The organism is Pseudomonas sp. GD04058 (assembly GCF_029836855.1).
GTDB classification, from domain to species: Bacteria; Pseudomonadota; Gammaproteobacteria; order Pseudomonadales; family Pseudomonadaceae; genus Aquipseudomonas; species Aquipseudomonas bharatica.
Genome location: NZ_JAOECN010000007.1, coordinates 96,291 through 120,929, shown reverse-complemented (window position 1 = coordinate 120,929; position 24,639 = coordinate 96,291). Strand labels below are relative to the sequence as shown.

Annotated in this window: 26 protein-coding genes; 15 read left to right on the top strand and 11 right to left on the bottom strand. The window is 63.9% G+C overall.

From position 1 onward, the window contains the following. The first annotated feature begins 38 nt into the window (after window positions 1–38). Entirely contained in the window at window positions 39–1,376 is a 1,338-nt protein-coding gene (gene gdhA, locus N7650_RS08770; RefSeq protein WP_064304850.1) for an NADP-specific glutamate dehydrogenase, read from the top strand. Here the strand turns inward: gdhA and N7650_RS08765 are convergent. The 4 genes from N7650_RS08765 to N7650_RS08750 all read right to left on the bottom strand — a co-directional run bounded on the left by N7650_RS08765 (window position 1,373) and on the right by N7650_RS08750 (window position 4,904). Then, window positions 1,373–1,876 carry a GreA/GreB family elongation factor gene (locus N7650_RS08765; protein WP_279897887.1) on the bottom strand — a complete coding sequence of 168 codons (504 nt, stop codon included), beginning with the start codon at window positions 1,874–1,876 and terminating at the stop codon, window positions 1,373–1,375. The genes gdhA and N7650_RS08765 overlap by 4 nt on opposite strands. A gap of 70 nt (window positions 1,877–1,946) precedes the next feature. Continuing rightward, window positions 1,947–2,294, bottom strand: coding sequence for a hypothetical protein (locus tag N7650_RS08760; protein ID WP_279897886.1), 348 nt, complete (start codon window positions 2,292–2,294; stop codon window positions 1,947–1,949). 186 nt (window positions 2,295–2,480) lie between these two features. Further along, the gene (locus N7650_RS08755) at window positions 2,481–4,334 is read right to left on the bottom strand and encodes a DUF4105 domain-containing protein (protein WP_064304847.1); all 1,854 of its coding nucleotides are present in this window, start codon (window positions 4,332–4,334) and stop codon (window positions 2,481–2,483) included. Between the two features lie 81 nt (window positions 4,335–4,415). Then, window positions 4,416–4,904, bottom strand: coding sequence for a DUF3015 domain-containing protein (locus N7650_RS08750; RefSeq protein WP_009398981.1), 489 nt, complete (start codon window positions 4,902–4,904; stop codon window positions 4,416–4,418). A gap of 273 nt (window positions 4,905–5,177) precedes the next feature. Here N7650_RS08750 and N7650_RS08745 point away from each other — a divergent pair, with 273 nt between their 5' ends. The 5 genes from N7650_RS08745 (at window position 5,178) to N7650_RS08725 (ending at window position 9,807) form a co-directional block, all read left to right on the top strand. After that, window positions 5,178–7,616, top strand: a complete 2,439-nt coding sequence (locus N7650_RS08745) for an ATP-binding protein (RefSeq protein WP_009398982.1) — start codon at window positions 5,178–5,180, stop codon at window positions 7,614–7,616. A 167-nt stretch (window positions 7,617–7,783) separates the two neighbouring features. Further along, window positions 7,784–8,092 (top strand): hypothetical protein, encoded by a 309-nt coding sequence (locus N7650_RS08740; protein ID WP_009398983.1) that lies wholly within the window; start codon window positions 7,784–7,786, stop codon window positions 8,090–8,092. Between the two features lie 92 nt (window positions 8,093–8,184). Continuing rightward, window positions 8,185–8,673, top strand: coding sequence for a TIGR00645 family protein (locus tag N7650_RS08735; protein ID WP_009398984.1), 489 nt, complete (start codon window positions 8,185–8,187; stop codon window positions 8,671–8,673). A 124-nt stretch (window positions 8,674–8,797) separates the two neighbouring features. After that, window positions 8,798–9,103, top strand: coding sequence for a DUF6482 family protein (locus N7650_RS08730; protein ID WP_064304845.1), 306 nt, complete (start codon window positions 8,798–8,800; stop codon window positions 9,101–9,103). Between the two features lie 86 nt (window positions 9,104–9,189). Continuing rightward, a complete protein-coding gene (locus N7650_RS08725) occupies window positions 9,190–9,807 on the top strand; it encodes an FKBP-type peptidyl-prolyl cis-trans isomerase (RefSeq protein ID WP_009398986.1) in 618 nt (205 codons plus the stop codon). Between the two features lie 136 nt (window positions 9,808–9,943). Here the strand turns inward: N7650_RS08725 and N7650_RS08720 are convergent, their stop codons facing one another. From N7650_RS08720 to N7650_RS08710, 3 genes are all read right to left on the bottom strand, one after another. Continuing rightward, complete coding sequence (locus N7650_RS08720) at window positions 9,944–10,192, bottom strand: hypothetical protein (RefSeq protein WP_279897885.1); 249 nt, start codon at window positions 10,190–10,192, stop codon at window positions 9,944–9,946. Window positions 10,193–10,326: 134 nt separating this feature from the next. Then, window positions 10,327–10,668 (bottom strand): zinc ribbon domain-containing protein YjdM, encoded by a 342-nt coding sequence (locus tag N7650_RS08715; RefSeq protein WP_064304826.1) that lies wholly within the window; start codon window positions 10,666–10,668, stop codon window positions 10,327–10,329. A 98-nt stretch (window positions 10,669–10,766) separates the two neighbouring features. Further along, complete coding sequence (locus N7650_RS08710; RefSeq protein WP_009398989.1) at window positions 10,767–11,735, bottom strand: polyprenyl synthetase family protein; 969 nt, start codon at window positions 11,733–11,735, stop codon at window positions 10,767–10,769. Between the two features lie 249 nt (window positions 11,736–11,984). Between N7650_RS08710 and rplU the strand changes: the two genes are divergently transcribed. From rplU to N7650_RS08685, 5 genes are all read left to right on the top strand, one after another. Continuing rightward, window positions 11,985–12,299, top strand: a complete 315-nt coding sequence (rplU, locus tag N7650_RS08705; RefSeq protein ID WP_009398990.1) for a 50S ribosomal protein L21 — start codon at window positions 11,985–11,987, stop codon at window positions 12,297–12,299. A gap of 35 nt (window positions 12,300–12,334) precedes the next feature. Further along, entirely contained in the window at window positions 12,335–12,592 is a 258-nt protein-coding gene (gene rpmA, locus N7650_RS08700; protein ID WP_009398991.1) for a 50S ribosomal protein L27, read from the top strand. A gap of 186 nt (window positions 12,593–12,778) precedes the next feature. Further along, window positions 12,779–14,002 carry an Obg family GTPase CgtA gene (gene cgtA / locus N7650_RS08695; protein WP_064304825.1) on the top strand — a complete coding sequence of 408 codons (1,224 nt, stop codon included), beginning with the start codon at window positions 12,779–12,781 and terminating at the stop codon, window positions 14,000–14,002. A 93-nt stretch (window positions 14,003–14,095) separates the two neighbouring features. Then, window positions 14,096–15,214 (top strand): glutamate 5-kinase, encoded by a 1,119-nt coding sequence (gene proB, locus N7650_RS08690; RefSeq protein WP_009398993.1) that lies wholly within the window; start codon window positions 14,096–14,098, stop codon window positions 15,212–15,214. A 12-nt stretch (window positions 15,215–15,226) separates the two neighbouring features. After that, window positions 15,227–15,682, top strand: coding sequence for a CreA family protein (locus N7650_RS08685; protein ID WP_009398994.1), 456 nt, complete (start codon window positions 15,227–15,229; stop codon window positions 15,680–15,682). A gap of 133 nt (window positions 15,683–15,815) precedes the next feature. On the opposite strand, the gene mksF is transcribed toward N7650_RS08685, so the two are convergent. From mksF to mksB, 3 genes are read right to left on the bottom strand one after another with little or no spacing between them, the layout of a single operon-like run. Continuing rightward, window positions 15,816–18,647: an Mks condensin complex protein MksF gene (mksF, locus tag N7650_RS08680; protein WP_279897883.1), complete on the bottom strand. Its 2,832-nt coding sequence runs from the start codon at window positions 18,645–18,647 to the stop codon at window positions 15,816–15,818. Beyond that, window positions 18,644–19,348: an Mks condensin complex protein MksE gene (gene mksE / locus N7650_RS08675; protein WP_009398996.1), complete on the bottom strand. Its 705-nt coding sequence runs from the start codon at window positions 19,346–19,348 to the stop codon at window positions 18,644–18,646. The genes mksF and mksE overlap by 4 nt, the downstream gene beginning before the upstream one ends. Then, on the bottom strand, window positions 19,338–20,627 hold the full coding sequence (mksB, locus tag N7650_RS08670) for an Mks condensin complex protein MksB (protein ID WP_279897882.1): 1,290 nt from the start codon (window positions 20,625–20,627) through the stop codon (window positions 19,338–19,340). Before mksB ends, mksE begins: the two co-directional genes overlap by 11 nt. Window positions 20,628–20,803: 176 nt before the next feature. On the opposite strand from mksB, the gene N7650_RS08665 reads away from it, so the two are divergent. The 3 genes from N7650_RS08665 (at window position 20,804) to can (ending at window position 22,743) form a co-directional block, all read left to right on the top strand. Further along, window positions 20,804–21,592 (top strand): hypothetical protein, encoded by a 789-nt coding sequence (locus N7650_RS08665; RefSeq protein ID WP_009398998.1) that lies wholly within the window; start codon window positions 20,804–20,806, stop codon window positions 21,590–21,592. Then, window positions 21,585–22,037 carry a ribosomal protein S18-alanine N-acetyltransferase gene (rimI, locus tag N7650_RS08660; RefSeq protein ID WP_064304820.1) on the top strand — a complete coding sequence of 151 codons (453 nt, stop codon included), beginning with the start codon at window positions 21,585–21,587 and terminating at the stop codon, window positions 22,035–22,037. Before N7650_RS08665 ends, rimI begins: the two co-directional genes overlap by 8 nt. 67 nt (window positions 22,038–22,104) lie before the next feature. Then, complete coding sequence (gene can, locus N7650_RS08655; protein WP_064304819.1) at window positions 22,105–22,743, top strand: carbonate dehydratase; 639 nt, start codon at window positions 22,105–22,107, stop codon at window positions 22,741–22,743. A 116-nt stretch (window positions 22,744–22,859) separates the two neighbouring features. Here can and N7650_RS08650 read toward each other — a convergent pair whose 3' ends face one another. Next, the gene (locus N7650_RS08650) at window positions 22,860–24,008 is read right to left on the bottom strand and encodes a hypothetical protein (RefSeq protein ID WP_279897881.1); all 1,149 of its coding nucleotides are present in this window, start codon (window positions 24,006–24,008) and stop codon (window positions 22,860–22,862) included. Between the two features lie 62 nt (window positions 24,009–24,070). Between N7650_RS08650 and N7650_RS08645 the strand changes: the two genes are divergently transcribed. Beyond that, complete coding sequence (locus N7650_RS08645) at window positions 24,071–24,631, top strand: D-Ala-D-Ala carboxypeptidase family metallohydrolase (protein ID WP_279897880.1); 561 nt, start codon at window positions 24,071–24,073, stop codon at window positions 24,629–24,631. The last annotated feature ends 8 nt before the right edge of the window (window positions 24,632–24,639 follow it).

Genomic DNA, 24,639 nt, shown 5'->3' with positions numbered 1-24,639 from the left:
AACCAAAAAGTCCAACTCCCTCGGTGAGATGTCTACTCATGACTGAATCTGTCGATCACTTCCTGGCACGGCTGAAACAACGCGACCCTGCCCAACCCGAATTCCACCAGGCTGTCGAAGAAGTCCTGCGCAGCCTCTGGCCGTTCCTCGAAGCCAACCCGCACTACCTCGAAGCCGGCATCCTCGAGCGCATGGTCGAGCCCGAGCGCGCCATTCTGTTCCGGGTGTCGTGGGTCGATGATGCAGGCAAGGTCCAGGTCAACCGGGGTTATCGCATCCAGATGAGCAGCGCCATCGGCCCGTACAAGGGCGGGCTGCGCTTCCACCCGTCGGTGAACATCGGCGTGCTGAAGTTCCTGGCGTTCGAGCAGGTGTTCAAGAACTCCCTGACTTCCCTGCCCATGGGCGGCGGCAAGGGTGGTTCGGACTTCGATCCGAAGGGCAAGAGCGACGCGGAAGTTATGCGTTTCTGCCAGGCCTTCATGAGCGAGCTGTATCGCCACATCGGCGCCGACCTTGACGTTCCGGCCGGTGACATCGGTGTCGGCGCGCGCGAGATCGGCTTCATGTTCGGCCAGTACAAGCGCCTGGCCAACCAGTTCACGTCGGTACTGACCGGCAAGGGCATGACCTACGGCGGCAGCCTGATCCGTCCAGAGGCCACCGGCTACGGCTGCGTGTACTTCGCCGAGGAAATGCTCAAGCGCGAGGACAAGCGCATCGATGGTCGTCGCGTGGCCATTTCGGGCTCCGGCAACGTTGCCCAGTACGCGGCACGCAAGGTCATGGACCTGGGCGGCAAGGTGATCTCGCTGTCGGACTCCGAAGGCACCCTGTTCGCCGAGGCCGGCCTGACCGACGCCCAGTGGGATGCGCTGATGGAGCTCAAGAACGTCAAGCGCGGTCGCCTGAGCGAATTGGCCGGCCAGTTCGGCCTGGAGTTCCGCGCCGGCCAGCGCCCCTGGAACCTGCCGTGCGACATCGCCCTGCCATGTGCGACCCAGAACGAGCTGGACCTGGACGATGCCCGCGCCTTGCTGGCCAACGGCTGCATCTGCGTGGCCGAAGGCGCCAACATGCCGACCACCCTGGAAGCGGTCGACCTGTTCATCGAAGCGGGAATCCTGTTCGCCCCGGGCAAGGCGTCCAACGCCGGTGGCGTTGCGGTTAGCGGCCTGGAAATGTCGCAGAACGCCATGCGCCTGCTGTGGACTGCCGGTGAAGTGGACAGCAAGCTGCACAACATCATGCAATCGATCCACCACGCCTGCGTTCACTATGGCGAGGAAAACGGCCGCATCAACTACGTCAAGGGCGCCAACATCGCAGGCTTTGTGAAAGTCGCCGATGCCATGCTGGCCCAGGGCGTGGTCTAGGTTTCAGGCTCAGGCTCGATGGTGACGACTTCGATCAACTGATCGCCCGCCGGTCGCCGCCACACCACCTCGTCACCGGGCGCCGCTCCGAGCAGCGCCCGGCCCAGCGGGGAACCCCAGTTGACCAGGCCGGCAGCGATGTCGGCCTGGTCTTCCCCGACCAGTTGCACCCTGTGCTCGTGATCCTGCTCATCGACGTAGGTCACGCGGCTGCCGATCTGTACCTTTTCCCTTGACGTCGCCGTGGGCACCACCTGGGCGCTCTGTTGCCGTGCGCTGAAGTAGCGCAGGTCGCGCTCGGTATCGGCCAGGCGTTGCTTGTCGCCCCGTTCGCCCTGGGCCAGCAGTTCGCTGCGCAGGCGATTGAGCTGCGCGACGCGCTCCTGCAGAAGCGCAAGGCCGCGGGCGGTCACGTAGTTGGGCTGCTCGCTGATGCTGCGCTCGACCGGCTGGCTGGCCTGGTTGGCAGCCTGGTCTTCGTTGACGAATGCTCGGCTCATGAAGGTCTCCTTTGCCAGAAGACCATGCTGACAGGCCCGGGGTTGCAGGGGATGTCCGATTACGACCTGTTCAGCGCCGATAGGCCCTGGCGGCGTCGCGGTCCTTTTCCTGCTGCCAGCGTTCCTCGCGTTCGTCCCAATGGCGGTCGTAGTAGCGTTGCTGGTCCTGGTTCTGGCGCATCGCCTGGCATTGGCGGAAGCCGTCGTCCCAGCCGGTTTCGTACTGGCGCTCGTGCAGGTAGCGTGGCACGTTCTTGCGGAACGCCCCCGCCATCACCCCGGCGGCCTGCTGGCCGCTGCCGCAGCCGTCCTGGAAACCGTCGGCGTAGGCAGGCGGATACCCCTGGTCAAGCAACTGCTGGTGGGTCGACTGGCAACCGGCCAACAGCAACAACACAACAAAACAGTACCGCCGCATCGCAACACTCTCCGCATGATGGGGAAAGTCTAGGTGGGGGAATGTCAGTGTGGTGTCAAAAGGCCGTGAAACTCTCGCTGTCTGACAGGGCCTCATCGCTGGCAAGCCAGCTCCCACAGGTGCGGTGAATACAGACCCTGTGGGAGCTGGCTTGCCAGCGATGAGGCCCCTGAGAGCGACATCAACTCAATAGTTGTACCACTTCAGTTCCAGCATCACCTCGTTCTGCGCCGTCGCCAGCTGGCTGAACTCGCGCTTGGCGCTCAACCTCAACCCGAGGCTGTCACTCAACTCCCATTGCTGGTTAAGGCTGAGGCTGCGCCGCACCTCGCCATTGGTGAAGTAATCGCCCTTGGCCTCGACGCTCAGGTTGCCCAGCCCGTTGCGCCAAAGCACCCCGGTGTTGAACCCGGCCGCCGGGGCGATGAACTGGGCGAAGTCGTTGTGATGCTCGACGCGCACCGTGCCGAGGGCAAAGCCGAGCATGTCGTCACCCAGTTTCCAGGTGCCGCCCGCGCCGCCATTGACATGGCTGACCAGCACCTCATCGTCATGCTTGCCCGGTACCCGTTCCAGCCCGCCGGAAACCTGCCACGACCAGGGTTTCAACAGGTCATTGCGCGGCGTCAGCGAGCGGATGGTCGCTAGGTCCAGGCGCTGCACTTGCCAGTCGTTGCCTTCGTACTGGCGCAGCTTGAGCTGCAGGATCTCGATCTGCGCACCGAGGGGGAATCCGTAGGCATTGTCATTGAGGTCGTGATAGGCCATGCGCAGGCCGTACTCGGCGAATGCACGATCTTCCCGGGTGCCGACCCCGAGCTGCCAGGTGCGCGACTCATGGCCGTCTTCCGGCAGGCCCGGGCGCTCGATCTCCAGCGGCGGCGGTGGATTGCGATTGATCGCCCGCAGCAGCTCGAAGCTGCGCCTGGCCTGGTCCGCATCGCGTTCCTGGCCAGTGGCGCGGTAGCGTTCCAGGCGGTAGGCAGCATCCTGCACCAAGGCCTGGCGGGGCTTGGGCAGGGCAGTGAATTCGGGGCTTTGCAATTTGCCGGTATCGGCGGCCACCGCCAGCACCTGTTGCTGTTCGGCCTTGTCCAGTGGCTCGGCACGGGCCAGCAGTTCGCGTTCACGCGATGGCCGGTAGTCCACGCGTTCCACCAGGCCGGCCTTCTTCACCGCCTTCACGGTATCGGTGGGAATCGCCGTGAGCGGGAAGTGCGAGGTCAGGTCCAGGCTCGGGCGGGCGACCTGAAGCAGTTCCAGCAGACGGTAGGAGCAGTTCTCGTCGAAGAAGAAATAGTCGAAGCGGATCTGCTTGAGTTCCCAGATATGCTCGACCATGCGCCCGGTTTCCTCGGGCGTGAGGTTCAGCCGGTACTCCCACAGGTCGCGGTTTTCCAGGCTGCGGTACTCGGAAAGCTTTTCTTGGTAGGGAACGAAGGCGAACAGGCCGGGATAACCGCCCATCAGGCCCTTCCAGGCGTAAAGAATGCTGTTGTCGTTGCCTTCGATATAGGCCCCGAAGTTGACCGCATAACTGAGCAGGGCGGTCTCGTTGCTTTGCACGTCGGCCTGGTCGATGCGCAGCAGGGTGTGGCCGAACATGGACGACGGGCTGTTCAGGTAGGCGGCGGGGAAGATCAGCACGGCGCTGTGGGGCGACACGTCCTGGAACCAGCGTTTGTACTCGGCGCAATCAGGGCTGGGCAAATCGGTCAGTTGCAATTGTTCGCGCAGCCAGCGGGTCCGTGCCGGGTACACGCACTGGGCATGCTGGTCGCCCTTGCTGGCCGGGGCGTAGAGTGCCTCGAGCGTGGCGGCGAGCTCGCGATCCGGGTGATGGGCACCGTCCTGGGCGAGGAAGAAGCGGTCGTCATCGACGTAGCTGCGCCAGCCGCCCAGCTTGCCCGTTTCATAGTGCCCCAGGGCGATCCAGTAAGGATCGGCGGCCAGGGCCTGCAGGCGCGATTCGTCCATGGAAGGTGCCGCGTGCAACGGTGCACAGGCACAGAGCGCCAGATAGGCGAGGCGTTTGAGCATGTCGGGCGACTACTTCTCGAATGAAGCCGATGGGAAACACAACCCGCCTCGTCGCCGAGGCGGGGTGACGCAAGGTCAGGCTCAGGCCGGGGTAGCGTACTTGGCCAGGCGAGCATCCGACTTGAGGACGGCGAGGGTGTTGTTGTGAACGTCTTCAGCGGTGATGTCCGCGGTCTTGAAGATGTCCTGGAAGTGCTGGTGGGTGACGGCGGCGAAGTGCGCGCGGTCTTCAGGTGCCACACCGAGAACCACGGCGTAGGTGGTCAGGGCTTCGCCCTGGCCCTTGGCCATGTCTTCGGAGAGCTCGTTCATCATGCCGTTCATGGCGAACCAGGATTTGCCACCATAGGTCAGCGCGGCGTTGGTCGAGCAACCGTTGGTGCCCGAGGTCATGCCGAAGGTGGCGTTGCCCGAGGTGCCGTTGGTGGTGGAAGCGAGGAAGTGAGCGGGAGTGCCGCGTTGGCCTTCGAACAGCATGTTGCCCCAGCCGCAGTCCGGGCCGCCTGGCGCCTGGGCCATGGCGTTGATCGAAACCGCGGTGAACAGAGTACCCAGAAGAATCCGTTTCATAGCTTTGTTCTCTTTCTGATTTGCAAACCAAAGGTCAGGGTTTCCGGCGTGCCTTGCAACGGCTGCCGGATCGGGTCCGGTTATCTACCCGGCCGCGCAGTGTAGAGTTTAGGCACGATCCTGAGGTTCCGTAGTTAATTGCGAAATATTGCGTTCACATAGGCGGTGCGTCACGTTTTGGCCCCCTGTAGGCAATTGCGCCAAGAGCCTTGCAACCCGGGCGCGGGCAGCGCCAGAATGCCGGCATCTGCCCCGCCGAAGTAAGGAAGCCCGATGCCCGATCCTGTCGCTGCGAGCCTGCGTCTTGCGCCCGAAGCCCTGACCCGGCCGTTTTCCGCTGAACAGTTCGCTTTTTCCACAACCAATGATCTGGAGCCATTTCGCGGTGTGCTGGGCCAGGAACGCGCGGTAGAGGCGCTGCAATTCGGTGTCGCCATGCCCCGCCCCGGATACAACGTTTTCGTCATGGGCGAACCGGGGACCGGTCGCTTTTCATTCGTCAAACGCTACCTCAAGGCCGAAGGCAAGCGCCTGCAGACGCCTTCCGACTGGGTCTATGTGAACAATTTCGACGAGCCGCGCGAACCTCGCGCCGTCGAGCTGGCGCCCGGTAGCGCGAACACCTTCATCGCCGATATCGGCGCTTTGATCGATAACCTGGTCGTCACCTTCCCGGCAGTCTTCGAGCACCCGTCCTACCAGCAAAAGAAGAGCGCCATCGACCGCGCCTTCAACCAGCGCTACGACCGCGCCCTCGATATCATCGAGCGTGCCTCGCTGGAGAAGGACGTGGCGCTGTATCGCGACAGCAGCAACGTCGCCTTCACTCCGATGAGCGACGGCAAGGCACTGGACGAAGCGGAGTTCGCCCAGTTGCCGGAAGCCGAGCGCGAGCGCTTCCACAACGACATCGCCGAGCTCGAGGAGCGGCTCAACGAAGAGCTGGCGAGCCTGCCGCAATGGAAGCGCGAGTCGAACAACCAGTTGCGCCAGCTCAACGAAGAAACCATCACCCTGGCCCTGCAGCCGCTGCTCGGCCCGTTGTCGGAAAAGTACTCGGAAAATGCCGAGGTCTGCGCTTACCTGCAGGCCATGCAGGTGCACCTGCTGCGTACCGTGGTCGAGCAACTGGTGGATGACAGCAAGGTCGATGCCGTCGCGCGCAAGATGCTCGAAGAGCAGTTGTCGCCGAGCCTGGTGGTCGGTCATTCGGTCAATGGCGGGGCACCGGTGGTGTTCGAGCCGCATCCGACCTACGACAATCTGTTCGGCCGCATCGAATACAGCACCGACCAGGGTGCGCTGTACACCAACTACCGGCAGTTGCGCCCGGGTGCGCTGCACCGCGCCAATGGCGGTTTCCTGATTCTCGAAGCGGAGAAGATGCTCGGCGAGCCGTTCGTGTGGGATGCGCTCAAGCGTGCCCTGCAGTCGCGCAAGCTGAAGATGGAGTCGCCCCTGGGCGAACTGGGGCGCATCGCCACCGTGACCCTGACCCCGCAGATGATCCCGTTGCAGGTCAAGGTCATCATCATCGGCGCGCGCCAGCTCTACTACGCGCTGCAGGACCATGATCCAGACTTCCAGGAGATGTTCCGCGTGCTGGTGGATTTCGATGAGGAAATCCCGATGCACGACGAAAGCCTGGAACAGTTCGCTCAGTTGCTGAAGACCCGCACCAGCGAGGAAGGCATGGCGCCGCTGACTGCCGACGCGGTGGCGCGCCTGGCGACCTACAGCGCTCGCCTGGCGGAAAACCAGAAGCGTCTGTCGGCGCGCATCGGCGACCTGTTCCAGTTGGTCAGCGAGGCGGATTTCATCCGCCACCTGGCCAACGACGAGATGACCGACGTCGGCCATATCGAGCGCGCGCTCAAGGCCAAGGCCACCCGGACCGGTCGGGTCTCGGCGCGGATTCTCGACGACATGCTCGCCGGGATCATCCTGATCGACACCGAGGGTGCCGCCGTCGGCAAGTGCAACGGCCTGACGGTGCTGGAAGTGGGTGATTCGGCCTTCGGTGTGCCGGCGCGGATTTCCGCCACGGTGTACCCGGGGGGCAGCGGGATCGTCGATATCGAGCGCGAGGTCAACCTTGGCCAGCCGATTCACTCCAAGGGCGTGATGATCCTCACCGGCTACCTTGGCAGCCGCTACGCCCAGGAATTCCCGCTGGCGATTTCCGCGAGCATTGCCCTGGAGCAGTCCTACGGTTATGTCGATGGCGACAGCGCGTCCCTGGGCGAGGCCTGCACGCTGATCTCGGCCCTGTCGAAGACTCCGCTCAAGCAGTGCTTCGCGATCACCGGCTCGATCAACCAGTTCGGCGAAGTGCAGGCGGTGGGCGGGGTCAACGAGAAGATCGAGGGCTTCTTCCGCCTGTGCGAGGCCCGCGGCCTGACCGGGGAGCAGGGGGCGATCATCCCGAAAGCCAACGTCTCCACCCTGATGCTCGACGAGCGGGTGCTCCAGGCTGTGCGCGCCGGGCAGTTCCATGTCTATGCGGTCAGCCAGGCCGACGAAGCCCTGAGCCTGCTGGTGGGCGAGCCGGCCGGCGAGCCGGATGCCGACGGCCAGTTCCCTGAGGGCAGCGTCAATGCCCGGGTGGTCGAGCGCCTGCGGGTGATCGCCGAGATGATCAGCGAGGAGGAGTTCAAGGAGGCGGAAAAAGAGCAGGCCGAACAGGCACTTGCCGAAGTGAAGCCGGCCTGACGGGCCGGGCGCGGGCGCTGCGGTGACATGACCACTCGGCGCCCATTGCCCGTGAGGCGCTTGTACTGGCCGGTTTTCTTCTATCCTTCAAAGCATGGATAGTCGTCGGTACAGGATGGAAACAGCCTTGTCGAAGGCTGAACGAGGTTCTACCGAGGGTCTTCGCCATGCCGCGCAGCCTCAGCCTTACCCGCCAATGCCTGGGTCTGGTGACCCGCATCGAATGCAGCATCCGTCCGCTGGCCGGTGACAACGGCATGTGGACCCTTCTCTTCGCCGCCGGCATGGCAGGCGAACAACCTTCCGCGATCAAGGCCCAAGGGCCGTTCCATGGGCCCTTCGTGGCCGAGTCGGTACTCAACGCCATCGTCGACAGCCTGACCCTGCACGGCTACCAGCTGGCCGATGACCCGCAGATCTGGAGCGTGCACCTGCAAGCCCAACTGCGCCGGGTCAACGGTCACGTCCATCACTGAGGGAGCCTGCGGCAGCGCGTCGCGGGCTTTTTCCTTCACGTCCGGCTGATATACTCCCGGCCGATTTTCCCCGCCTTCAGGTGACTAGCTCAATGGAACGCTTTATCGAAAATGCGATGTACGCCTCGCGCTGGCTGCTCGCACCGATCTACTTTGGATTGTCGCTGGGCTTGCTGGCGCTGGCGCTCAAGTTCTTCCAGGAGATCTTCCACGTTCTGCCGAACGTCTTCTCCCTGGCCGAATCCGACCTGATCCTGGTGCTGCTGTCGCTGATCGACATGGCCCTGGTCGGTGGCCTGCTGGTGATGGTGATGATTTCCGGCTACGAGAACTTCGTTTCGCAACTGGACATCGACGAGGACAAGGAAAAGCTCAACTGGCTGGGCAAGATGGACTCCTCGTCGTTGAAAATGAAGGTAGCGGCGTCGATCGTGGCGATTTCCTCGATCCACTTGCTGCGGGTGTTCATGGATGCGCAGAACATCTCGTCGAACTACCTGATGTGGTACGTGATCATCCACATGACCTTCGTGGTGTCGGCCTTTGCCATGGGTTACCTGGACAAGGTCACCAAGCACTGAGCAAGGCGTCGCCTGCGTCACCGACCGCCCGTCCGTTGCAAAACGGACGGGCGGTTGCGTTTCGCTCTTGTGCTTTGCAATGGGCTGTACAAAAAATGAGCGGTCAACGTCGCGAGGTACGCCCATGAACCTGCACGAACTGAACACCCAGGCCCGAGCGGGCCGTATCGACGAGCTCAACCTGATCGCCATCGAAGGCGGCGACTATTTGCTGGAAGCACGTTCCCACGGCCATGCCCACGCCCTTACCGACGCCCGTGGCGGGCGTTTGAAAGTGCATTCGCTGGAGCAGGCGCACCTGCTGCTCGAAGGGTTGCCGCAGATGCCGATGCACCTGGTGCACTGGTCGGTACAGGACGAAATGTGCGGGATGGCCAGCGTGGTCGAGGAAGACCTTAAAGTGCCGTTGTCCAGCCGTAGTGCCCGATAGCTGATTCGCTTCGCCGCAGTGTGCTAGGCTGCGAGCCCTTTTCATAAAGGGCGCGGTTGTCGTGCGCCCTGCTGCGGAGCAAGCCAATGTCCGAAATCAATCTGTCCACCGACGAAACCCGCGTCAGCTACGGCATCGGCCGTCAGCTGGGTGGCCAACTGCGTGACAACCCGCCACCGGGTGTGAGCCTGGAAGCCATCCTGGCCGGCCTGACCGACGCTTTCAACGGTGCGGCCAGCCGCGTCAGCGAAGAAGACCTGTCGGCCAGCTTCAAGGTCATTCGTGAAGTCATGCAGGCCCAGCAGGCTGCCAAGGCCGAAGCCGCTGCAGCGGCCGGCAAGGAATTCCTGGCCCAGAACGCCAAGCGCGAAGGCATCACCAGCCTGGCTTCCGGCCTGCAGTACGAAGTGCTGACCGCAGGCGAAGGCGCCAAGCCGACTCGCGAAGACAGCGTGCGCACCCACTACCACGGCACCCTGATCGACGGCACCGTGTTCGACAGCTCCTACGACCGTGGCCAGCCGGCCGAATTCCCGGTTGGCGGCGTGATCGCCGGCTGGACCGAAGCCCTGCAACTGATGAACGCCGGCAGCAAATGGCGCCTGTACGTACCGAGCGAGCTGGCCTACGGCGCCCAGGGCGTCGGCAGCATCCCGCCGCACAGCGTACTGGTGTTCGACGTCGAGCTGCTGGACGTTCTGTAAGGCTTCTGGCCCGAGGGCAATGTCTTCATTGCTCTCCCGGGCCTCATCGCTGGCAAGCCAGCTCCCACAGGTTATGCGATCCCTGTGGGAGCTGGCTTGCCAGCGATGAGGCCCTGAAGAACAACACAGGAATCAGCTAGAACCCCGTATGCGGCGTGTTCGGGCGCAAGGCCCGGGCATAGCAGAACAGGAACAGGTTCCTCACCAGTTCCTTGAGCACGATCGGCTCACTCGAGTTCAGTCCGTTGAAATCCAGGTCGCCCTGTTCACGCAGTTCGTCCAGTGCCGCTTCTTCGAGCACGGCACAGACTTCGCCGGTTTCACGGTGGAGGATGCGCAGGTAAGGGTGGGGGCGGTCCAGCCAGGCGTCGATCAGATAAGTCATGGCTATTCTCCTTGAAAAACTCTCAGTGAGAATAATTCTTATTATCGAAATAGCAAGTGGCAATTGGGAATAGTTTGCATTTTCTGCCGAAGTGCGCGCCCGTATGGCAGCGCGCACCTGGAATGAGGCGGGGTTCAGACCTTGCGGACGAACTCGGACTTCAGCTTCATCGGACCGATGCCGTCGATCTTGCAGTCGATATCGTGGTCGCCATCGCACAGGCGGATGTTCTTGACCTTGGTGCCGACCTTGACCACCAGGGAGGTGCCCTTGACCTTGAGGTCCTTGATCACGGTGATGGTGTCGCCGTCCTGCAGGACGTTGCCCACCGCGTCCTTCTTCACTACGTCATCGTTGGCCGCCTCGGCGTCGCCGCCGGCCGACCACTCGTGGGCGCACTCGGGGCAGATCAGCTGGGTGCCGTCTTCATAGGTGTATTCGGAGTTGCATTTGGGGCAGGGTGGCAAGGTGCTCACTAAGTTTCCTCGGGTCATGCGTGCAGAAAGCCCACATTGTATAGGGTTTTGCCCAGCAGAGGAAAAGCAGGCCCGTCGAGCGACGGGCCGGAGGGGTGTCAGTGGGTGCGGGCTACGGCGAATTCGCTGAGCTCGACCAGCGCATCGCGGTATTCGCTGGCCGGCAGCACTTCGAGGCAGGCAATGGCGCGGGCCACGTAGTCGCGGGCCAGTTTTGCCGTGTAGTCCAGCGAACCCGAGGCTTCCACGGCTTCGCGGATGCGCTCCAGGTCCTCGATCCCGCCTTTCTGGATCGCCTGGCGAACCAGTGCGGCCTGTTCAGGGGTGCCTTCGCGCATGGTGTAGATCAGCGGCAGGGTCGGCTTGCCTTCGGCGAGGTCGTCGCCGACGTTCTTGCCCAGGGTCTGCGCGTCGCCCTTGTAGTCGAGCAGGTCGTCGACCAGCTGGAAGGCCACGCCCAGGTGGTCGCCGAAGGTGCGCAGGGCCTCGCGCTGCTCTTCGCTGGCATTGGCCAGGGCGGCGGCGCTGTGGGTCGAGGCTTCGAACAGCATCGCGGTCTTGCCGCGGATCACGTCCATGTAGATTTCTTCGGTGGTGCTGGCATCGCGCACCCGCGACAGTTGCAGCACCTCACCCTCGGCGATGACCCGGGTGGCCTTCGACAGGATCTGCATGACCGGCATCGAGCCGAGCTCGACCATCATTTCGAACGAGCGCGAATAAAGGAAGTCGCCCACCAGCACGCTCGGCGCGTTGCCCCACAGGGCGTTGGCGGTGGAGCGGCCACGGCGCATGCCGGACATGTCGACCACGTCGTCGTGCAGCAGGGTGGCGGTGTGAAGGAATTCGATGGTGGCGGCGAGCAAGCGCAGGTCGTCGCCTTCACGACCCAGGGCCTTGCCGCAGAGCAGTACCAGCAGCGGACGCAGGCGCTTGCCGCCGGCCGAGGTAATGTAGTCGCCGATTTTCGATACCAGCGGAACGCGCGAAGTCAGCTGTTTCTTGATGATCTCGTCAACGGCGCTGAAATCGTCCGCTACCGCGCGGTAGAAAGCTTGGGGTTGCATCGGCCACAGGTGCTCCATATAGGTTGCGCGGCATGCTAGGTTGCGGGTCCCGGCCTGTCAAGGCGCCCGGCCCGGCGGCCCCGGGCGCCACTTGCAAGGCCCGGCGGGCTTGCGTACAATCGCGCACCCTACTTCCTGGGCAGCACCTGCCTTACGCAATTGCACCGGGCCGTTCCAGCCTCGTGCAGCCATGCCAGCCAATACTCTTCCTATAAAGCGCTGGGTGAGCAGGATTATCGGAGAAATACCATGTCTTACGCAGTAATTGTTACCGGTGGCAAGCAGTACAAAGTCGCCGAAGGTGAATACCTGAAGATCGAGAAACTGGAAGTCGCCACCGGCGAATCCGTTACTTTCGACCGCGTTCTGCTGGTTGCCAATGGCGACGACGTGAACATCGGCGCTCCAGTCGTTGCTGGTGCAAAGGTTGTTGCTGAAGTGATCTCCCAAGGTCGTCACGACAAAGTGCGCATCATCAAGTTCCGCCGCCGTAAGCACCACATGAAGCGTATGGGCCACCGCCAGTGGTTCACCGAGATCAAAATCACCGGTATTCAGGCTTAATTCCAGCCTAATCCCCCTTCAGGAGAATTGAACTCATGGCACACAAAAAAGCTGGTGGTAGTACCCGTAACGGTCGCGACTCAGAAGCCAAACGCCTTGGCGTGAAGATGTATGGTGGCCAGGCTATCGTTCCAGGCAACATCATCGTCCGTCAGCGCGGCACCCAGTTCCACGCTGGCTACGGCGTTGGCATGGGCAAGGATCACACCTTGTTCGCCAAGATCGCTGGCAAGATCAAGTTCGAAGTAAAAGGCGCCTTCGGTCGTCGTTACGTGAGCGTTGTCGCCGAGTAATCGTGCGAACGCTGGGAAAGCCCTGTCTTGCGACGGGGCTTTTTCGTTTATGGAGTGAGTCTCTTGCAAAGCTGTCCGCATGGGCTGCCGGCGCTGTATTCGCTTGACGGGTTAGCCGCGCTCATTTTTGCAAGAGCCTTACGTATCTGGTCATTCAGCTCGTCGGTCTGACGAGAGGCGGTTTTTATGAAGTTTGTTGACGAAGTATCGATCCGGGTCAAGGCCGGTGATGGCGGGAACGGTTGCATGAGCTTCCGCCGCGAAAAGTTCATCGAGAACGGCGGCCCCAACGGCGGTGACGGTGGTGACGGCGGTTCGGTGTTCATGGTTGCCGACGAAAACCTCAACACCCTGGTCGACTATCGCTACACCCGTCACTTCGAGGCCCAGCGTGGCTCCAACGGCGGCAGCACCGACTGCACCGGCAAGAAAGGCGATGACCTGATCCTGCGCGTTCCGGTGGGTACCACCGTGATCGACGCCAGCACCCAGGAAATCATCGGCGACCTGGTCAAGCCAGGCCAGAAGCTGATGGTGGTGCAGGGCGGCTGGCACGGCCTGGGCAACACCCGTTTCAAATCCAGTACCAACCGTGCGCCACGCCAGACCACCCCGGGCAAGCCGGGCGAGCAGCGTGACCTCAAGCTGGAGATGAAGGTCCTGGCCGACGTTGGCCTGCTGGGCCTGCCGAACGCCGGCAAGAGCACTTTCATCCGTGCCGTCTCGGCCGCCAAGCCGAAGGTCGCCGACTACCCGTTCACCACCCTGGTGCCGAACCTGGGCGTGGTCAGCGTCGATCGCTGGAAGAGCTTTGTCATCGCCGACATCCCCGGCCTGATCGAAGGTGCTTCCGACGGTGCCGGCCTGGGCATCCGCTTCCTCAAGCACCTGGCGCGTACCCGCGTGCTGCTGCACCTGGTGGACCTTGCGCCGCTGGACGAAAGCAGTCCGGCCGATGCCGCCGAAGTCATCGTCAACGAGCTGGAGCGCTTCAGCCCGTCGCTGTGCGAGCGCGAGCGCTGGCTGGTGCTGAACAAGGCGGACATGATCCCGGAAGACGAGCGTGAAGCACGGGTCAAGGAAGTGGTCGATCGCCTGCAATGGGAAGGCCCGGTCTACCTGATCTCGGCTATCTCGCGCCAGGGTACCGAGCAGATCAGCCACGACCTGATGCGCTACCTGGAAGACCGCGCCGACCGCCTGGCCGCCGACCCGGCCTACGCCGCCGAGCTGGCCGACCTCGACCAGCGCATCGAAGACGAGGCCCGCGCCCAGTTGCAGGCCCTGGATGATGCACGCACCCTGCGCCGTACCGGCGTCAAGAGCGTCGACGATGTCAGCGACGACGATGACTTCTGGGACGACGAGGACGACGAGGACGGCCCGGAAATCATTTACGTGCGCGACTGATCCGTTGCAGTACACTGAACGCCGCTTTTTCAAGCGGCGTTTTGTTATCTACAGAATCTACAGAATCCACACAGATCGATAGGTTGGAAGAAGATGCGGAGCAAGGTGACAGGTGCCCAGCGCTGGGTCGTGAAGATTGGCAGTGCCCTGCTGACGGCGGATGGCAAGGGCCTGGATCGCGCGGCGATGGGTGTCTGGGTTGAACAGATGGTGGCCCTGCGCGAAGCGGGCGTCGAGTTGGTGCTGGTCTCCTCGGGAGCCGTGGCTGCCGGCATGAGCCGTCTGGGCTGGACCAAGCGACCGAGCGCGATGAACGAGCTGCAGGCCGCCGCCTCCATCGGCCAGATGGGCCTGGTGCAGGCCTGGGAGTCGAGCTTCGCCGAGCACGGCAAGCACACCGCGCAGATTCTCCTGACCCACGACGACCTGTCCGATCGCAAGCGTTACCTCAACGCCCGCAGCACCCTGCGCACCCTGGTGGAGCTGGGCGTGGTGCCGGTGATCAACGAGAACGACACGGTGGTCACCGACGAGATCCGCTTCGGCGACAACGACACCCTGGCGGCGCTGGTGGCCAACCTGGTCGAGGCCGACCTGCTGGTGATCCTCACCGACCGCGACGGAATGTTCGACGCCGACCCGCGCAACAACCCCGAGGCCCAGCTGATCTACGAAGCCCGCGCCGACGATCCGGCCCTGGACGCCGTGGCCGGCGGGACCGGCGGCGCCCTTGGTCGCGGCGGCATGCAGACCAAGCTGCGCGCCGCGCGCCTGGCGGCCCGGTCCGGCGCCCATACCATCATCATCGGCGGGCGTATCGAGCGCGTGCTGGATCGTCTCAAGGCCGGCGAGCGTATCGGCACCCTGCTGTCGCCGGAGCGCGGCATGCTGGCCGCGCGCAAGCAATGGCTGGCCGGCCATCTGCAGACCCGTGGCACCCTGGTGCTGGATGCCGGTGCCGTGCAGGCCCTGCGCCAGGCCAACAAGAGCCTGCTTCCGGTCGGCGTGAAGACCGTGCAGGGCAGCTTCCGCCGCGGCGAAATGGTGGTGTGCGTCGGGCCGGACGGCGCCGAGGTGGCTCGCGGTCTGGCCAACTACAGCGCCTTGGAAGCACAGAAAATCATCGGCCAACCGTCGGACGCCATCGAAGGCCTGCTGGGCTACAGTGCCGAGCCGGAGCTGGTGCACCGCGACAACCTGATCCTGGTCTGAGGAGTGAATTGCGTGTTCAAGGGACTGTTTGCCGCCGCCGTGCTGGCGTTGCCGCTGCTGGCATCGGCTGAAGAAATTGGCCAGGTATCCACGGTGTTCAAGTTCGTCGGGCCGAATGACCGGATCGTGGTCGAGGCGTTCGACGATCCCAAGGTGGAAGGCGTGACCTGCTACCTGTCGCGAGCCAAGACCGGTGGCTTGAAGGGCGGCCTGGGGTTGGCCGAGGACCGCGCCGAGGCTTCCATCGCCTGCCGCCAGGTCGGGCCGATCCAGTTCAAGGGCGAGCTCAAGGATGGCGAGGAAGTGTTCAAGGAACGCACCTCGCTGGTGTTCAAGACCATGCAGGTGGTGCGCTTCCTCGACAAGAAGCGCAACACCCTGGTGTACCTGGTTTACAGCGACCGGTTGATTGAGGGCAGCCCGCAGAATGCGGTGACGGCGATTCCGATCCTGCCCTGGGCCAAGTAAATCTTCAGTGTTCTCTCGGGCCCTATCGCTGGCAAGCCAGCTCCCACAGGTACAGCACAAGTCTCAAGGTCTGTGCTGAACCTGTGGGAGCTGGCTTGCCAGCGATAGGGCCCTGGAGAGCCCTGCCTCACTTTCAGGCTGAAGTCTCTTCCGCCTCCTCCCGCACCACCGCCTTCTCCACATCCCGCCGGCTGATGTATTTCCAGTCCGCCTCGTCGATGTAGATGCCGTTCGGGCCGCTACCCCCTTCCAGGTCGATCGCCACCCGCGCCGACACCTGCGGCTTCACGCTTGCCAGGATTGGTACGAAGCCCAGTTGCAGGCTGGTTTCCAGCAATGCGGCCTGGTTGCGTTCGTCGATGTCCGCCGCTTCGTCGAGGTAGTAGGGCAGGCGCACGCGACCGGCGAGGTCGCGGTCCATCAGGTGCAGCAACAGGTACATGTTGGTCAGCGCCTTGATGGTCATGGTGGTGCCGTTGGACGCCGCGCCATCGATATCGGTGTGGATCACCGGCTGGCCATTGACCTTGGTGATCTCGAAGGCCAGTTCGAACAGGTCCTTCAGGCCCAGCTGGTTGTGGTTCGCCGCAACGAGGCGGGCCAGGTACTCCTTGGCTTCCTCGTTCTTGTTGTCCTGCTCGGCGCTCTGGCTCAGGTCGAACACCGACAGGGTCTCGCCTTCCTCGTACTGGCCGGCGCTGTGGATGATCTGGTCGATGTGCTTGAGCGCTTCCTTGTTCGGCGCGAGGACGATGCGGAAGCTTTCCAGGTTGGACACCTGGCGCCGGTTGATCTCGCGGTTGAACAAGGCCAGCTGGTGTTCGAGGCTGTCGTAGTCGCTGCGGATGTTGCGCAGGGTCCGGGCGATATCGGTGACCGCCGCGCGGCGCGCCTTGCCCAGGGTCAGGGCTTCGTCGGTACGGTGCGCGTAGGCGTTGATCAGTAGTTGCAGGCGGCGCTCCATGTCGTCTTCGCTGTCGAACTTGGCCACGCCCTTGAGGCGCACCTGCGCGTACAGGGCTTCGATCTGGTTGTCGATGCGCAGCAGGCCCTGCCAGCTGTCCTGGTAGTCATTGAGCAGCGGCAGCAGGTTGTCCATGGAATCGTCCACCGGCTCCATGAACGGCGTGCCGAATGGCAGGTCCGCCGGCAACAATTGGCGGCGGCGCAGTGCGTCGTCGAGGGTGCGCTGCTTGGCTTCCATATCGGCGATCTGCCGGCCCACCAGCTGCAACTTGGCAGAGAGCTGCTGGACGCGCTCGGTGAAGGCATCGCTGGAACGCTTGAGCTCGTCCTGGGCGGCTTCCAGTTGCGCCAGCTGTTCCAGCTTGTCGCCTTCCTCGGCGCTCAGGGTCTGGCTGCGGCGGAAGTCCTCGAGGGCCTTCTGCGCATCCAGCACCTGCTGGTACAGGGCTTCGGTGCGGGTCTTGCTGGCGGCGCGGTCGGCGGCCACGGATTGCTGGGTCTTGAGCTGCTTGAGTTCTTTCTCCAGGCGCTCCTTCTGGTCGCGCAGGGCGGCGCGGTCGGCCAGGGCCTGCAGGGCCGGCGGCTCGATATGAGACAGGTCGACGGAGATCCCCGGCACTTCGAAGCGCTCGCTCTTGAAGCCGTCGAGCAGGGCTTCGAGGGTCTTGATCCAGACGTCGCTCTCGTCCAGCTCGATGCCGCGCTCGCCCAGCGGCAGGCTGAACAGCGCGCCGTTGAACAGGCGCATCAGGCGCTCGACGTCCTGCTGCGAGAACTCCTCGCGCAGGCGGGCATAGCTGTTGTTGTCGGCGTGATCGAGTTGCTGCTTCACCGATTTCAGGCGCTTTTCCAGCTCGCGCAGGCGCTCGTCGAGGTCCTCGGCGCTGAACTGGCGGGATTGGGCCAGGGCACCGGCCAGCTCGTCGTGGGCGTCCTTGGCGGCCAGCAACTGCTGCTCCAGCACCTTGACGTCATCGACCAGGGCGAAACGGTTCTTCAGCACCGACAATTCGCCGAGCCAGCGCTGGATACCGCTGATCTCGCGCTCCAGGCGCATCAGCTCCTGGGTACCGTTGCGCTGGTCGTTCTGCAGGGCGTCCTGCTCGTTGCGGTAGTGCTCGGCCTGGATGACCAGCTCTTCCTTGCGCGCGCTGGAGTAGTCCTGCCAGGTGCCCAGCAGCGAGTCGAGCAGCGGCGACAGGCGATGCAGCTTGCCGCGCAGGATGTCGCGCTGGGCCACGCCGTTGGCCAGGGCTTCGACCAGCGGTCCGGCGGCGACCAGCGAGTTGTAGTCCTGCTCCATCCGCCGTACGTCGCGGAAGGCTTCGTCGCAGGCGGCGATGTAGTCGACGCTGCCGGAGCGCAGGCTGTGCTCGAAGGCATCGAGGAACAGCTGCTTGAGCTTGGCCGCGGTGATCTCGCGCATGTGCAGCAGGTTGATGAACAGGGCGCGGAAGGTCTTCAGGCTCTGCTCGCTGGTGGAGCGCAGCGGGATCAGGGTCAGGTCCAGCGGGATCGAGGTGTGCCCGCCGACCAGCAGCCGGCGCAGTTCGTCAGGCTTGAGTTCGTAGGCCTTCAGGCCGTTGCGCTCGAGGTTGCTGAACAGTTCTTTCTGGCGCAGGCAGGTGTCGTTCTTCTGGTAGTGGCCCAGGTCCAGCTCGCCGGCATAGGCGAAGAACTGGTGGCCGAAGCCGCCGCCCGGGCCGCGCCCGACCACCCCGATCACATGCGGACCGTGGGGCAGGTTGACTTCGCAGAGGATGTAGCTGGTGTCGCTGGCGAAGTAGAAGCGCCGCGACTGCTCCAGGCTGTACTTGCCGAAGCTCATGTCCGACATGCGCGCCAGGATCGGGAACTGCAGGGCGTTGATCGAGGCACTCTTGCCCAGGTTGTTGGCGCCATAGACCGACAGCGGATGCTCCAGCGGGAACAGGCCAAGGCTGTAGCCGGCGGTGTTGAGCAATGCGAAACGGCGGATGCCGTAGCGTTCCTGGCTCATGCGTCAATCTCCTGTTGCTCTTCGGCGATGGCCCGGGCCAGCGCTTCTTCTTCGCTTTCCTCGGCGAAGGGCGCGAGGTCCAGCGGGTCGTCGGTACGGTTGAGTTCTTCCGGGGTTTCCTCGACCACCAGCACCGGGGTCGGCAGCGGCAGGTTGCTGTGCAGGCTGGCGGCCAGGTCGCGGTCCTGCTGGACCGACAGGCAGACATCGAGGAAGCGGTGCATCGGCGGCAGGAAGCGGTAGATGCCGTTCTCCTCGAAGGCGAAGCCGAGCTGGGTCATGCGGCGCATGATCTTTTCTTCCAGCTCGTCCGGGGTCTGTACCTCGGCCTGGAGGAACAGGTCGCGGTACTTGTCGAGCATCGATGGCAGTTCGTCGCGGCCGAGGCTGCCGCCGTCGAGCACCGACATCGGGTCGCGGCCCTGGTCGGCGAGGTGCTCGACCAGGATGAAGGTGAACAGCGCCAGGCGTTGCGCGGTCTTGTTGACCTGGGCGGCAGCCTGCTCGGGGACGAAGTAGTAGAAGCCGCGGGTATCGCAGACCAGCTCGAAGCCCAGGGCCTTGAACAGGCCGCGGTACTGGTCCTGGAAGTTCGACAGCTGGGCGTACAGCTCGGGGTCGCGCCGGCTGATGTGAAAGCCCTTGAACAGCTCGCGGAAGATCGGTGCGAGCTGGGACAGTTCGGAAAGATCAAGATGCATGGGCAGGGCTCGCAGCAGGTTCGGGCGAAAGTTGGGGCGAGGTTTCGCGGCTGGAAGTCAGGGCGAAGGAGCGCAGGCTGACCAGGTGTTCGCGGGTGGTGTACTCGCGGCGGTCGAGGCGTTCGCGGGTGAAGCGTTTTTCCCGCGAGAGTCGCGAGAACCAGTACAGCAATTCGTCGGTGGCGCCTTCCGGCTCCTGCTCCAGCAGCCAGACCATCAGGTCGGGCAAGGGCAGGGCGTCCTCGCAGCGCTCGAGCATTTCCTTGACCGTGCGCGGCGCGCGCGGCGGCTCGCCCTTCTGGGTCTTGTGCGCCTTGGGGAACCGCGCAGGCTTGGGCTCGAAGCGGGCCAGGGCATAGACGTAGGCCTCGACCTGGCTGGCGCTGCCGAGGAAGGTGCTCTGCGGCCGGGTGAACAGCGGCATGGCAGCCTGCGGCACGGCGTCGATGCCCTTGCGCCGGATCACCGACAGAGCCAGCGCGGCGCCGCGGGTCACGGCATTGTGCCGACGCGCCTCTTCACGCAGGGGCAGCAGCAGCTCGCGGGCGTGGCGCAGGGTCAGCTGGGCGCTGGTCTGCATTTCGAGGATGCGCGCGTGGGTGCGCAGGAGCATGTCGTCATCGACCAGGTGACCGAGCCGGGCCTGTTCGCCAAGCAGGCGCAGCAGCACCGTCTCGACCTTGCGCACGCCTTGCTCGAAGGCGCCGTCGGCGTTGACCAGCTGGATCATCGGCTCGACGTACTCGTCCCAGGTCGCCAGGACCTCGGCATAACGCTGGCGCAGGGGTATCTGCCGGTCGCTGGTCTTGGCCCGTTCGGCCACGGCGACCAGGGCCTGTTCGTCGTTGTCGAGCTTCTTCAGCACATCGCGCACGCGCATGTCGAGCAGGCGCAACTGGCGCGCCAGATCGTGGCCGTCGCGAATGTCGAAGGCGTCCTGGATATGCCCGGCCAGGCGCTCCAGGTGGCGCAGGTAGGCCTCGATCTCCAGGCACAGGCCGAGGCGGTGCTCGCGGCGCAGGTAGGCGAGGAAATCGTGGATCTGCGCGTTCAGTTCGAAGCGGTTGGGGCTTTTCGCCACCGGAACCAGGATGTCCAGGCGGATCCACACGTCGAGCAGGGCGGTGATGTCCTGCGGCGTGCTCTCCAGCTGCTGGGCGGCCAGTTGCTGGCGCAATTCGCCCAGGCTCAGGGTGCCGCCGTCAAAACGCTCCGACAAAGGTTCCAGCAGGTTCCAGTGTTCGGCCAGGGCGCGCAGGACGCGTTTGGGTTCGATCATTGGCGGGTCGACTCGCTGCCAAATAAAACGCCGGATTGTACTGCATTGAACCGCAATGGTTTCACCCTTGATCGATTCGGCGGTTGTCCGGCGGATTTGTGCGATCGACAGCGGCGCGACCAGCGCAACGGCGTTAGAATGTGCGCCCTGACTTATCCACAGATGGCCGAACTTCCTTGCTGACCGAGTCCCGCCGCCGCGCCTACCTCAACGCCATGCAAGTGGTGCACTGGCTGCCGCGTACCGAACTGCCGTTCGCCGCGCCGTCGCGGCCCGAGCTGTTGCTGCCGCTGGAGCCGGTGCCGGAAGCGCTGCCGGTGGAAATGCCGAGGCAGGCCGCACCGGCTGCCGTGCAGCCGACGGTGAAGCCAGCGGAACGGCCGAAGATCGAGATTCCGCGCCCGGGCGCCACGGCCAAGGCCGTCAGCAAACCGGTGGAAAGCGAGGAAGAGAAACCGGCCCCGGCCAAGGTGGTCGCAGCGCCGCCCCCGCGTTTTTCCCTGCAACTGCTGCGCGCCGGCAATTGCCTGCTGCTGGTGGAACTGGCCACCGGGCAGCCGTTCCAGAGCCGCGATCCTTCCTACCTGTTGCTCAAGGACATGCTGCGCGCCGCCGGTCTGCCGGACAGCCCGCAGATCCTTGGCGAGCCGATCCGCTGGCCGCTGCTGGCCCGCGGCAGCCTCGACCAGGGCCCGGACGCCGCCCGCGACTTCGTCCACGGTTTCACCCAGGTGCAACTGGAGCGCGAGCCTGCGGCCTGCCTGTGGCTGGTCGGCCTGCCCGCCATCCGCCATGCCGGCGAGCGCGACGAGTCTGTGTATTACCAAGAATTTCCGGTCGAGGGCCTGGGCACCGCCTGGGCGCTGCCCGGTCTTGAAGTGTTGATGGACGAGCCGCAGCGCAAGGCGGACGTCTGGAAAGCCATGCGCCGGCTGATGGCGCGCTGGAAAACGAGCAATGAGTGACACCCTCAGCTTCCGCCGGATGACCGAGGCAGACCTGGATGCCGTACTGAAGATCGAATATGCCGCCTTCAGCCACCCGTGGACCCGCGGGATCTTCCTCGACGGCCTGAAGAGCTACGAAATCTGGCTGATGTTCGAAGGCGAGCAGCAGGTTGGGCACGGTGTGATCAACGTGATCATCGACGAAGCCCACCTGCTGAATATCACCGTGAAGCCCGAGAGCCAGGGCCGCGGCCTCGGCTTGCGCCTGCTCGAACACCTGATGAAGCGTGCCTATGAACTCAATGGCCGCGAATGCTTCCTCGAAGTGCGTGCCAGCAACCAGTCGGCCTATCGCCTGTACGAGCGCTACGGTTTCAACGAAGTCGGGCGCCGCCGCGATTACTACCCGGCCCCGGGTGGGCGGGAAGATGCCCTGGTGATGGCCTGCACCCTGATCGACTAAGAACGGCAGCGACCCTGCGCAGGTCGCTGCCTGTCATAACAGCGCATCAATCCATGAGGCCTTGATCATGCACGACCTGCAGGAACTGATCGACAACAACGCGCGCTGGGCCGACGGCATCAAGCAGAAGGACCCGGACTTCTTCGCCAAGCTGGCCCGCCAGCAGACCCCTGAATTCCTCTGGATCGGCTGCTCGGATGCACGCGTCCCGGCCAACGAGATCGTCGGCATGCTGCCGGGCGACCTGTTCGTCCACCGCAATGTGGCCAACGTGGTGCTGCATACCGACCTGAACTGCCTGTCGGTGATCCAGTACGCGGTGGATGTGCTCAAGGTCCGCCATATCCTGGTGACCGGTCACTATGGCTGCGGCGGCGTGCGGGCCTCGATGCAGGACCGTCAGTTCGGCCTGATCGACGGTTGGCTGCGCTCGATCCGCGACCTGTACTACGAGCACCGGGTAGAGCTGGGCAAGCTGCCGACCGAAGAGGCGCGGGTAGACCGCCTGTGCGAGCTCAACGTCATCCAGCAGGTCGCCAACGTGGGGCATACCACCATCGTCCAGAATGCCTGGCATCGCGGCCAGGAGCTGTCGGTGCATGGCTGCATCTATGGCATCCAGGATGGTCGCTGGAAAAGCCTGGACGTGACCATCAGCGGGCTGGAGCAGTTGCCGCCGCAGTACCGGTTGCGCCCGCAGGAGTAAACTTCCGGCCACTGTGGGAGCTGGCTTGCCAGCGATGGGGCCGGTACTGACAAAGATGTGGTCTGTCAGGGCCCAATCGCTGGCAAGCCAGCTCCCACACAGGGTTTTGTGTTGTTTCAGAGGGTATCGGCAGGTTTCTGCAATGCTCTCAACTCCCGCGTCACCGACCCCGTATTGCACTTCGCACTGGCCTGCTCCGGCGTCATGTTGCGAATCGTCCGATAGAACAGTTCACAGGTCTGCTTCTTCGCCGTCACTTGCCACTTCTGCGTACAGGCATTGAGCGTCAGTTGCGGGTCGGCGCTTGGGTTACGCCCCATTCCGGCCTGCCAGCAGGCGGCGCTGAGGTCCTGGCCCATCATTTTCAGGCCCGCCGCATCGGCCTTGTCCTGGTCACCGCCATTGTTGTCCTTGTCTGCCGCATACCAGATCGCGCTCGGGTGGTTGGAGCCCAGTACCGGTACCTTTTGCCCGGCATTCGGGTTGATGATGGCCAGCCCCAGCACCTTGAGGTCGGCGCCGTACTGCTGCTTGATCCAGTTGCGCACCGGCGCGCCGAAGGCCACCATCGGCAGCGACTGGCCTTTCGAGGTCAGGGTAACGTCCTTGACCATGCGCACCTGGTAGTCCTGGAAGTAGCCGTAAGTGCCTTCAAGCGTCGAGCCCGCGCTGGCCGGTGCGGCGATCGGCGCGATATCGACGATGGTCTGGTAGGCCGGGGTCTGCTCGGCGGGGATGCCGTTGAAGGTCAGCAGGCTGGCCCAGCGGTCGGTGGTGTTGGAGCGCAGGTAGTCCTGGGCCTGGGTCAGTGAATAATCCGGCGGGAAGTGCAGCAGTTCGATGCTGCGGCGGTTTTCCAGGGCCATGCCCAGGGGCAGGAACAGGTACCAGTCGTACGCCCACTTGCCATCACTGTTGAGTTTTTTCGCACCGTTGTAGGCCAGTTCGCCGGCATCGAGCAGGGCGTCCAGGGGCTTGTGGTAGTCGCCGGGAACGCCGGCGATATCGGCGTAGTACCTGTCGTTGTCACGGCGGACCGTCACCGTCGCGGCCGGGTAGCCGTCGCGCTGTACGCTCTGCTTCAGGTAGTGCTCGACGGTCTGTTCCAGCGTCCAGTCGCGGAAACAGATCACGCTGCAATTGTTGGGGTAGGCGAACAGCCGGGTGACCCGGGCCTGGTCGCCCAATTCGATGCGGGCATCGGCGACGGACTGTCCGGCAATGCCGAGGGCGAGCAGGCCCAGGGCGATCGGTGCGATCTTCATGCTTAACTCCTTGTCAGATGGCTCCCTGCGCAGGGGAGGCTCGCCATACTGGAGGACATGCCATGGTCGTGGGAAGAGGGGCGGTGGCGCTGGTGACCCTGTTGATGCTTGGCGTCGTCCGTGCGGACGAGCGGGATCCATGGATGTTCGCCCAGTGGACCGGCGATCACGCCACCCGCGGCTTTCGTGAGATGCTGGTGGATGCGCGGCTGTATGGGGTAGTGCCGCTGTATCAGTTGCTGCGGTCGGCGAGTGACTGGCGCAAGTGCCGGGGCCAGCCGTTTGCCGTGCCGCCGCAGGCGCAGTGGGCGGATGTACGCAGTACCTTGCGCTTGCTCGATCTGTTGCAGGACGAGCGGGTTATCGGGGCGTTCGAGGTGGTGTCCGGGTATCGGGATCCTGCGCTCAACCGCTGTGCCGGCGGTGCTGCAGGCAGTGCCCATATGCGCGCCTTCGCGGTGGATCTGTTGCTGGCGAACAACGGCGATGCACAGGCGCTGTGCCATTTCTGGCAACACTACGGCAAGGCCTGGAACATGGGGCTGGGGCGGTATCCGACCGGCAGGATCCATATCGATACCGCCGGCTATCGCACCTGGGGAATGGAACCCGGTTGCAGCTGACTACAGCT

What these genes read in the sequence shown, in the direction of transcription:
- gdhA (WP_064304850.1), top strand. Translation starts at nt 39, where the DNA reads ATGACTGAATCTGTCGATCACTTCCTGGCACGGCTGAAACAACGCGAC.
- N7650_RS08765 (WP_279897887.1), bottom strand. Translation starts at nt 1,876, where the DNA reads ATGAGCCGAGCATTCGTCAACGAAGACCAGGCTGCCAACCAGGCCAGC.
- N7650_RS08760 (WP_279897886.1), bottom strand. Translation starts at nt 2,294, where the DNA reads ATGCGGCGGTACTGTTTTGTTGTGTTGTTGCTGTTGGCCGGTTGCCAG.
- N7650_RS08755 (WP_064304847.1), bottom strand. Translation starts at nt 4,334, where the DNA reads ATGCTCAAACGCCTCGCCTATCTGGCGCTCTGTGCCTGTGCACCGTTG.
- N7650_RS08750 (WP_009398981.1), bottom strand. Translation starts at nt 4,904, where the DNA reads ATGAAACGGATTCTTCTGGGTACTCTGTTCACCGCGGTTTCGATCAAC.
- N7650_RS08745 (WP_009398982.1), top strand. Translation starts at nt 5,178, where the DNA reads ATGCCCGATCCTGTCGCTGCGAGCCTGCGTCTTGCGCCCGAAGCCCTG.
- N7650_RS08740 (WP_009398983.1), top strand. Translation starts at nt 7,784, where the DNA reads ATGCCGCGCAGCCTCAGCCTTACCCGCCAATGCCTGGGTCTGGTGACC.
- N7650_RS08735 (WP_009398984.1), top strand. Translation starts at nt 8,185, where the DNA reads ATGGAACGCTTTATCGAAAATGCGATGTACGCCTCGCGCTGGCTGCTC.
- N7650_RS08730 (WP_064304845.1), top strand. Translation starts at nt 8,798, where the DNA reads ATGAACCTGCACGAACTGAACACCCAGGCCCGAGCGGGCCGTATCGAC.
- N7650_RS08725 (WP_009398986.1), top strand. Translation starts at nt 9,190, where the DNA reads ATGTCCGAAATCAATCTGTCCACCGACGAAACCCGCGTCAGCTACGGC.
- N7650_RS08720 (WP_279897885.1), bottom strand. Translation starts at nt 10,192, where the DNA reads ATGACTTATCTGATCGACGCCTGGCTGGACCGCCCCCACCCTTACCTG.
- N7650_RS08710 (WP_009398989.1), bottom strand. Translation starts at nt 11,735, where the DNA reads ATGCAACCCCAAGCTTTCTACCGCGCGGTAGCGGACGATTTCAGCGCC.
- rplU (WP_009398990.1), top strand. Translation starts at nt 11,985, where the DNA reads ATGTCTTACGCAGTAATTGTTACCGGTGGCAAGCAGTACAAAGTCGCC.
- rpmA (WP_009398991.1), top strand. Translation starts at nt 12,335, where the DNA reads ATGGCACACAAAAAAGCTGGTGGTAGTACCCGTAACGGTCGCGACTCA.
- cgtA (WP_064304825.1), top strand. Translation starts at nt 12,779, where the DNA reads ATGAAGTTTGTTGACGAAGTATCGATCCGGGTCAAGGCCGGTGATGGC.
- proB (WP_009398993.1), top strand. Translation starts at nt 14,096, where the DNA reads ATGCGGAGCAAGGTGACAGGTGCCCAGCGCTGGGTCGTGAAGATTGGC.
- mksF (WP_279897883.1), bottom strand. Translation starts at nt 18,647, where the DNA reads ATGAGCCAGGAACGCTACGGCATCCGCCGTTTCGCATTGCTCAACACC.
- mksE (WP_009398996.1), bottom strand. Translation starts at nt 19,348, where the DNA reads ATGCATCTTGATCTTTCCGAACTGTCCCAGCTCGCACCGATCTTCCGC.
- mksB (WP_279897882.1), bottom strand. Translation starts at nt 20,627, where the DNA reads ATGATCGAACCCAAACGCGTCCTGCGCGCCCTGGCCGAACACTGGAAC.
- rimI (WP_064304820.1), top strand. Translation starts at nt 21,585, where the DNA reads ATGAGTGACACCCTCAGCTTCCGCCGGATGACCGAGGCAGACCTGGAT.
- can (WP_064304819.1), top strand. Translation starts at nt 22,105, where the DNA reads ATGCACGACCTGCAGGAACTGATCGACAACAACGCGCGCTGGGCCGAC.
- N7650_RS08650 (WP_279897881.1), bottom strand. Translation starts at nt 24,008, where the DNA reads ATGAAGATCGCACCGATCGCCCTGGGCCTGCTCGCCCTCGGCATTGCC.
- N7650_RS08645 (WP_279897880.1), top strand. Translation starts at nt 24,071, where the DNA reads ATGGTCGTGGGAAGAGGGGCGGTGGCGCTGGTGACCCTGTTGATGCTT.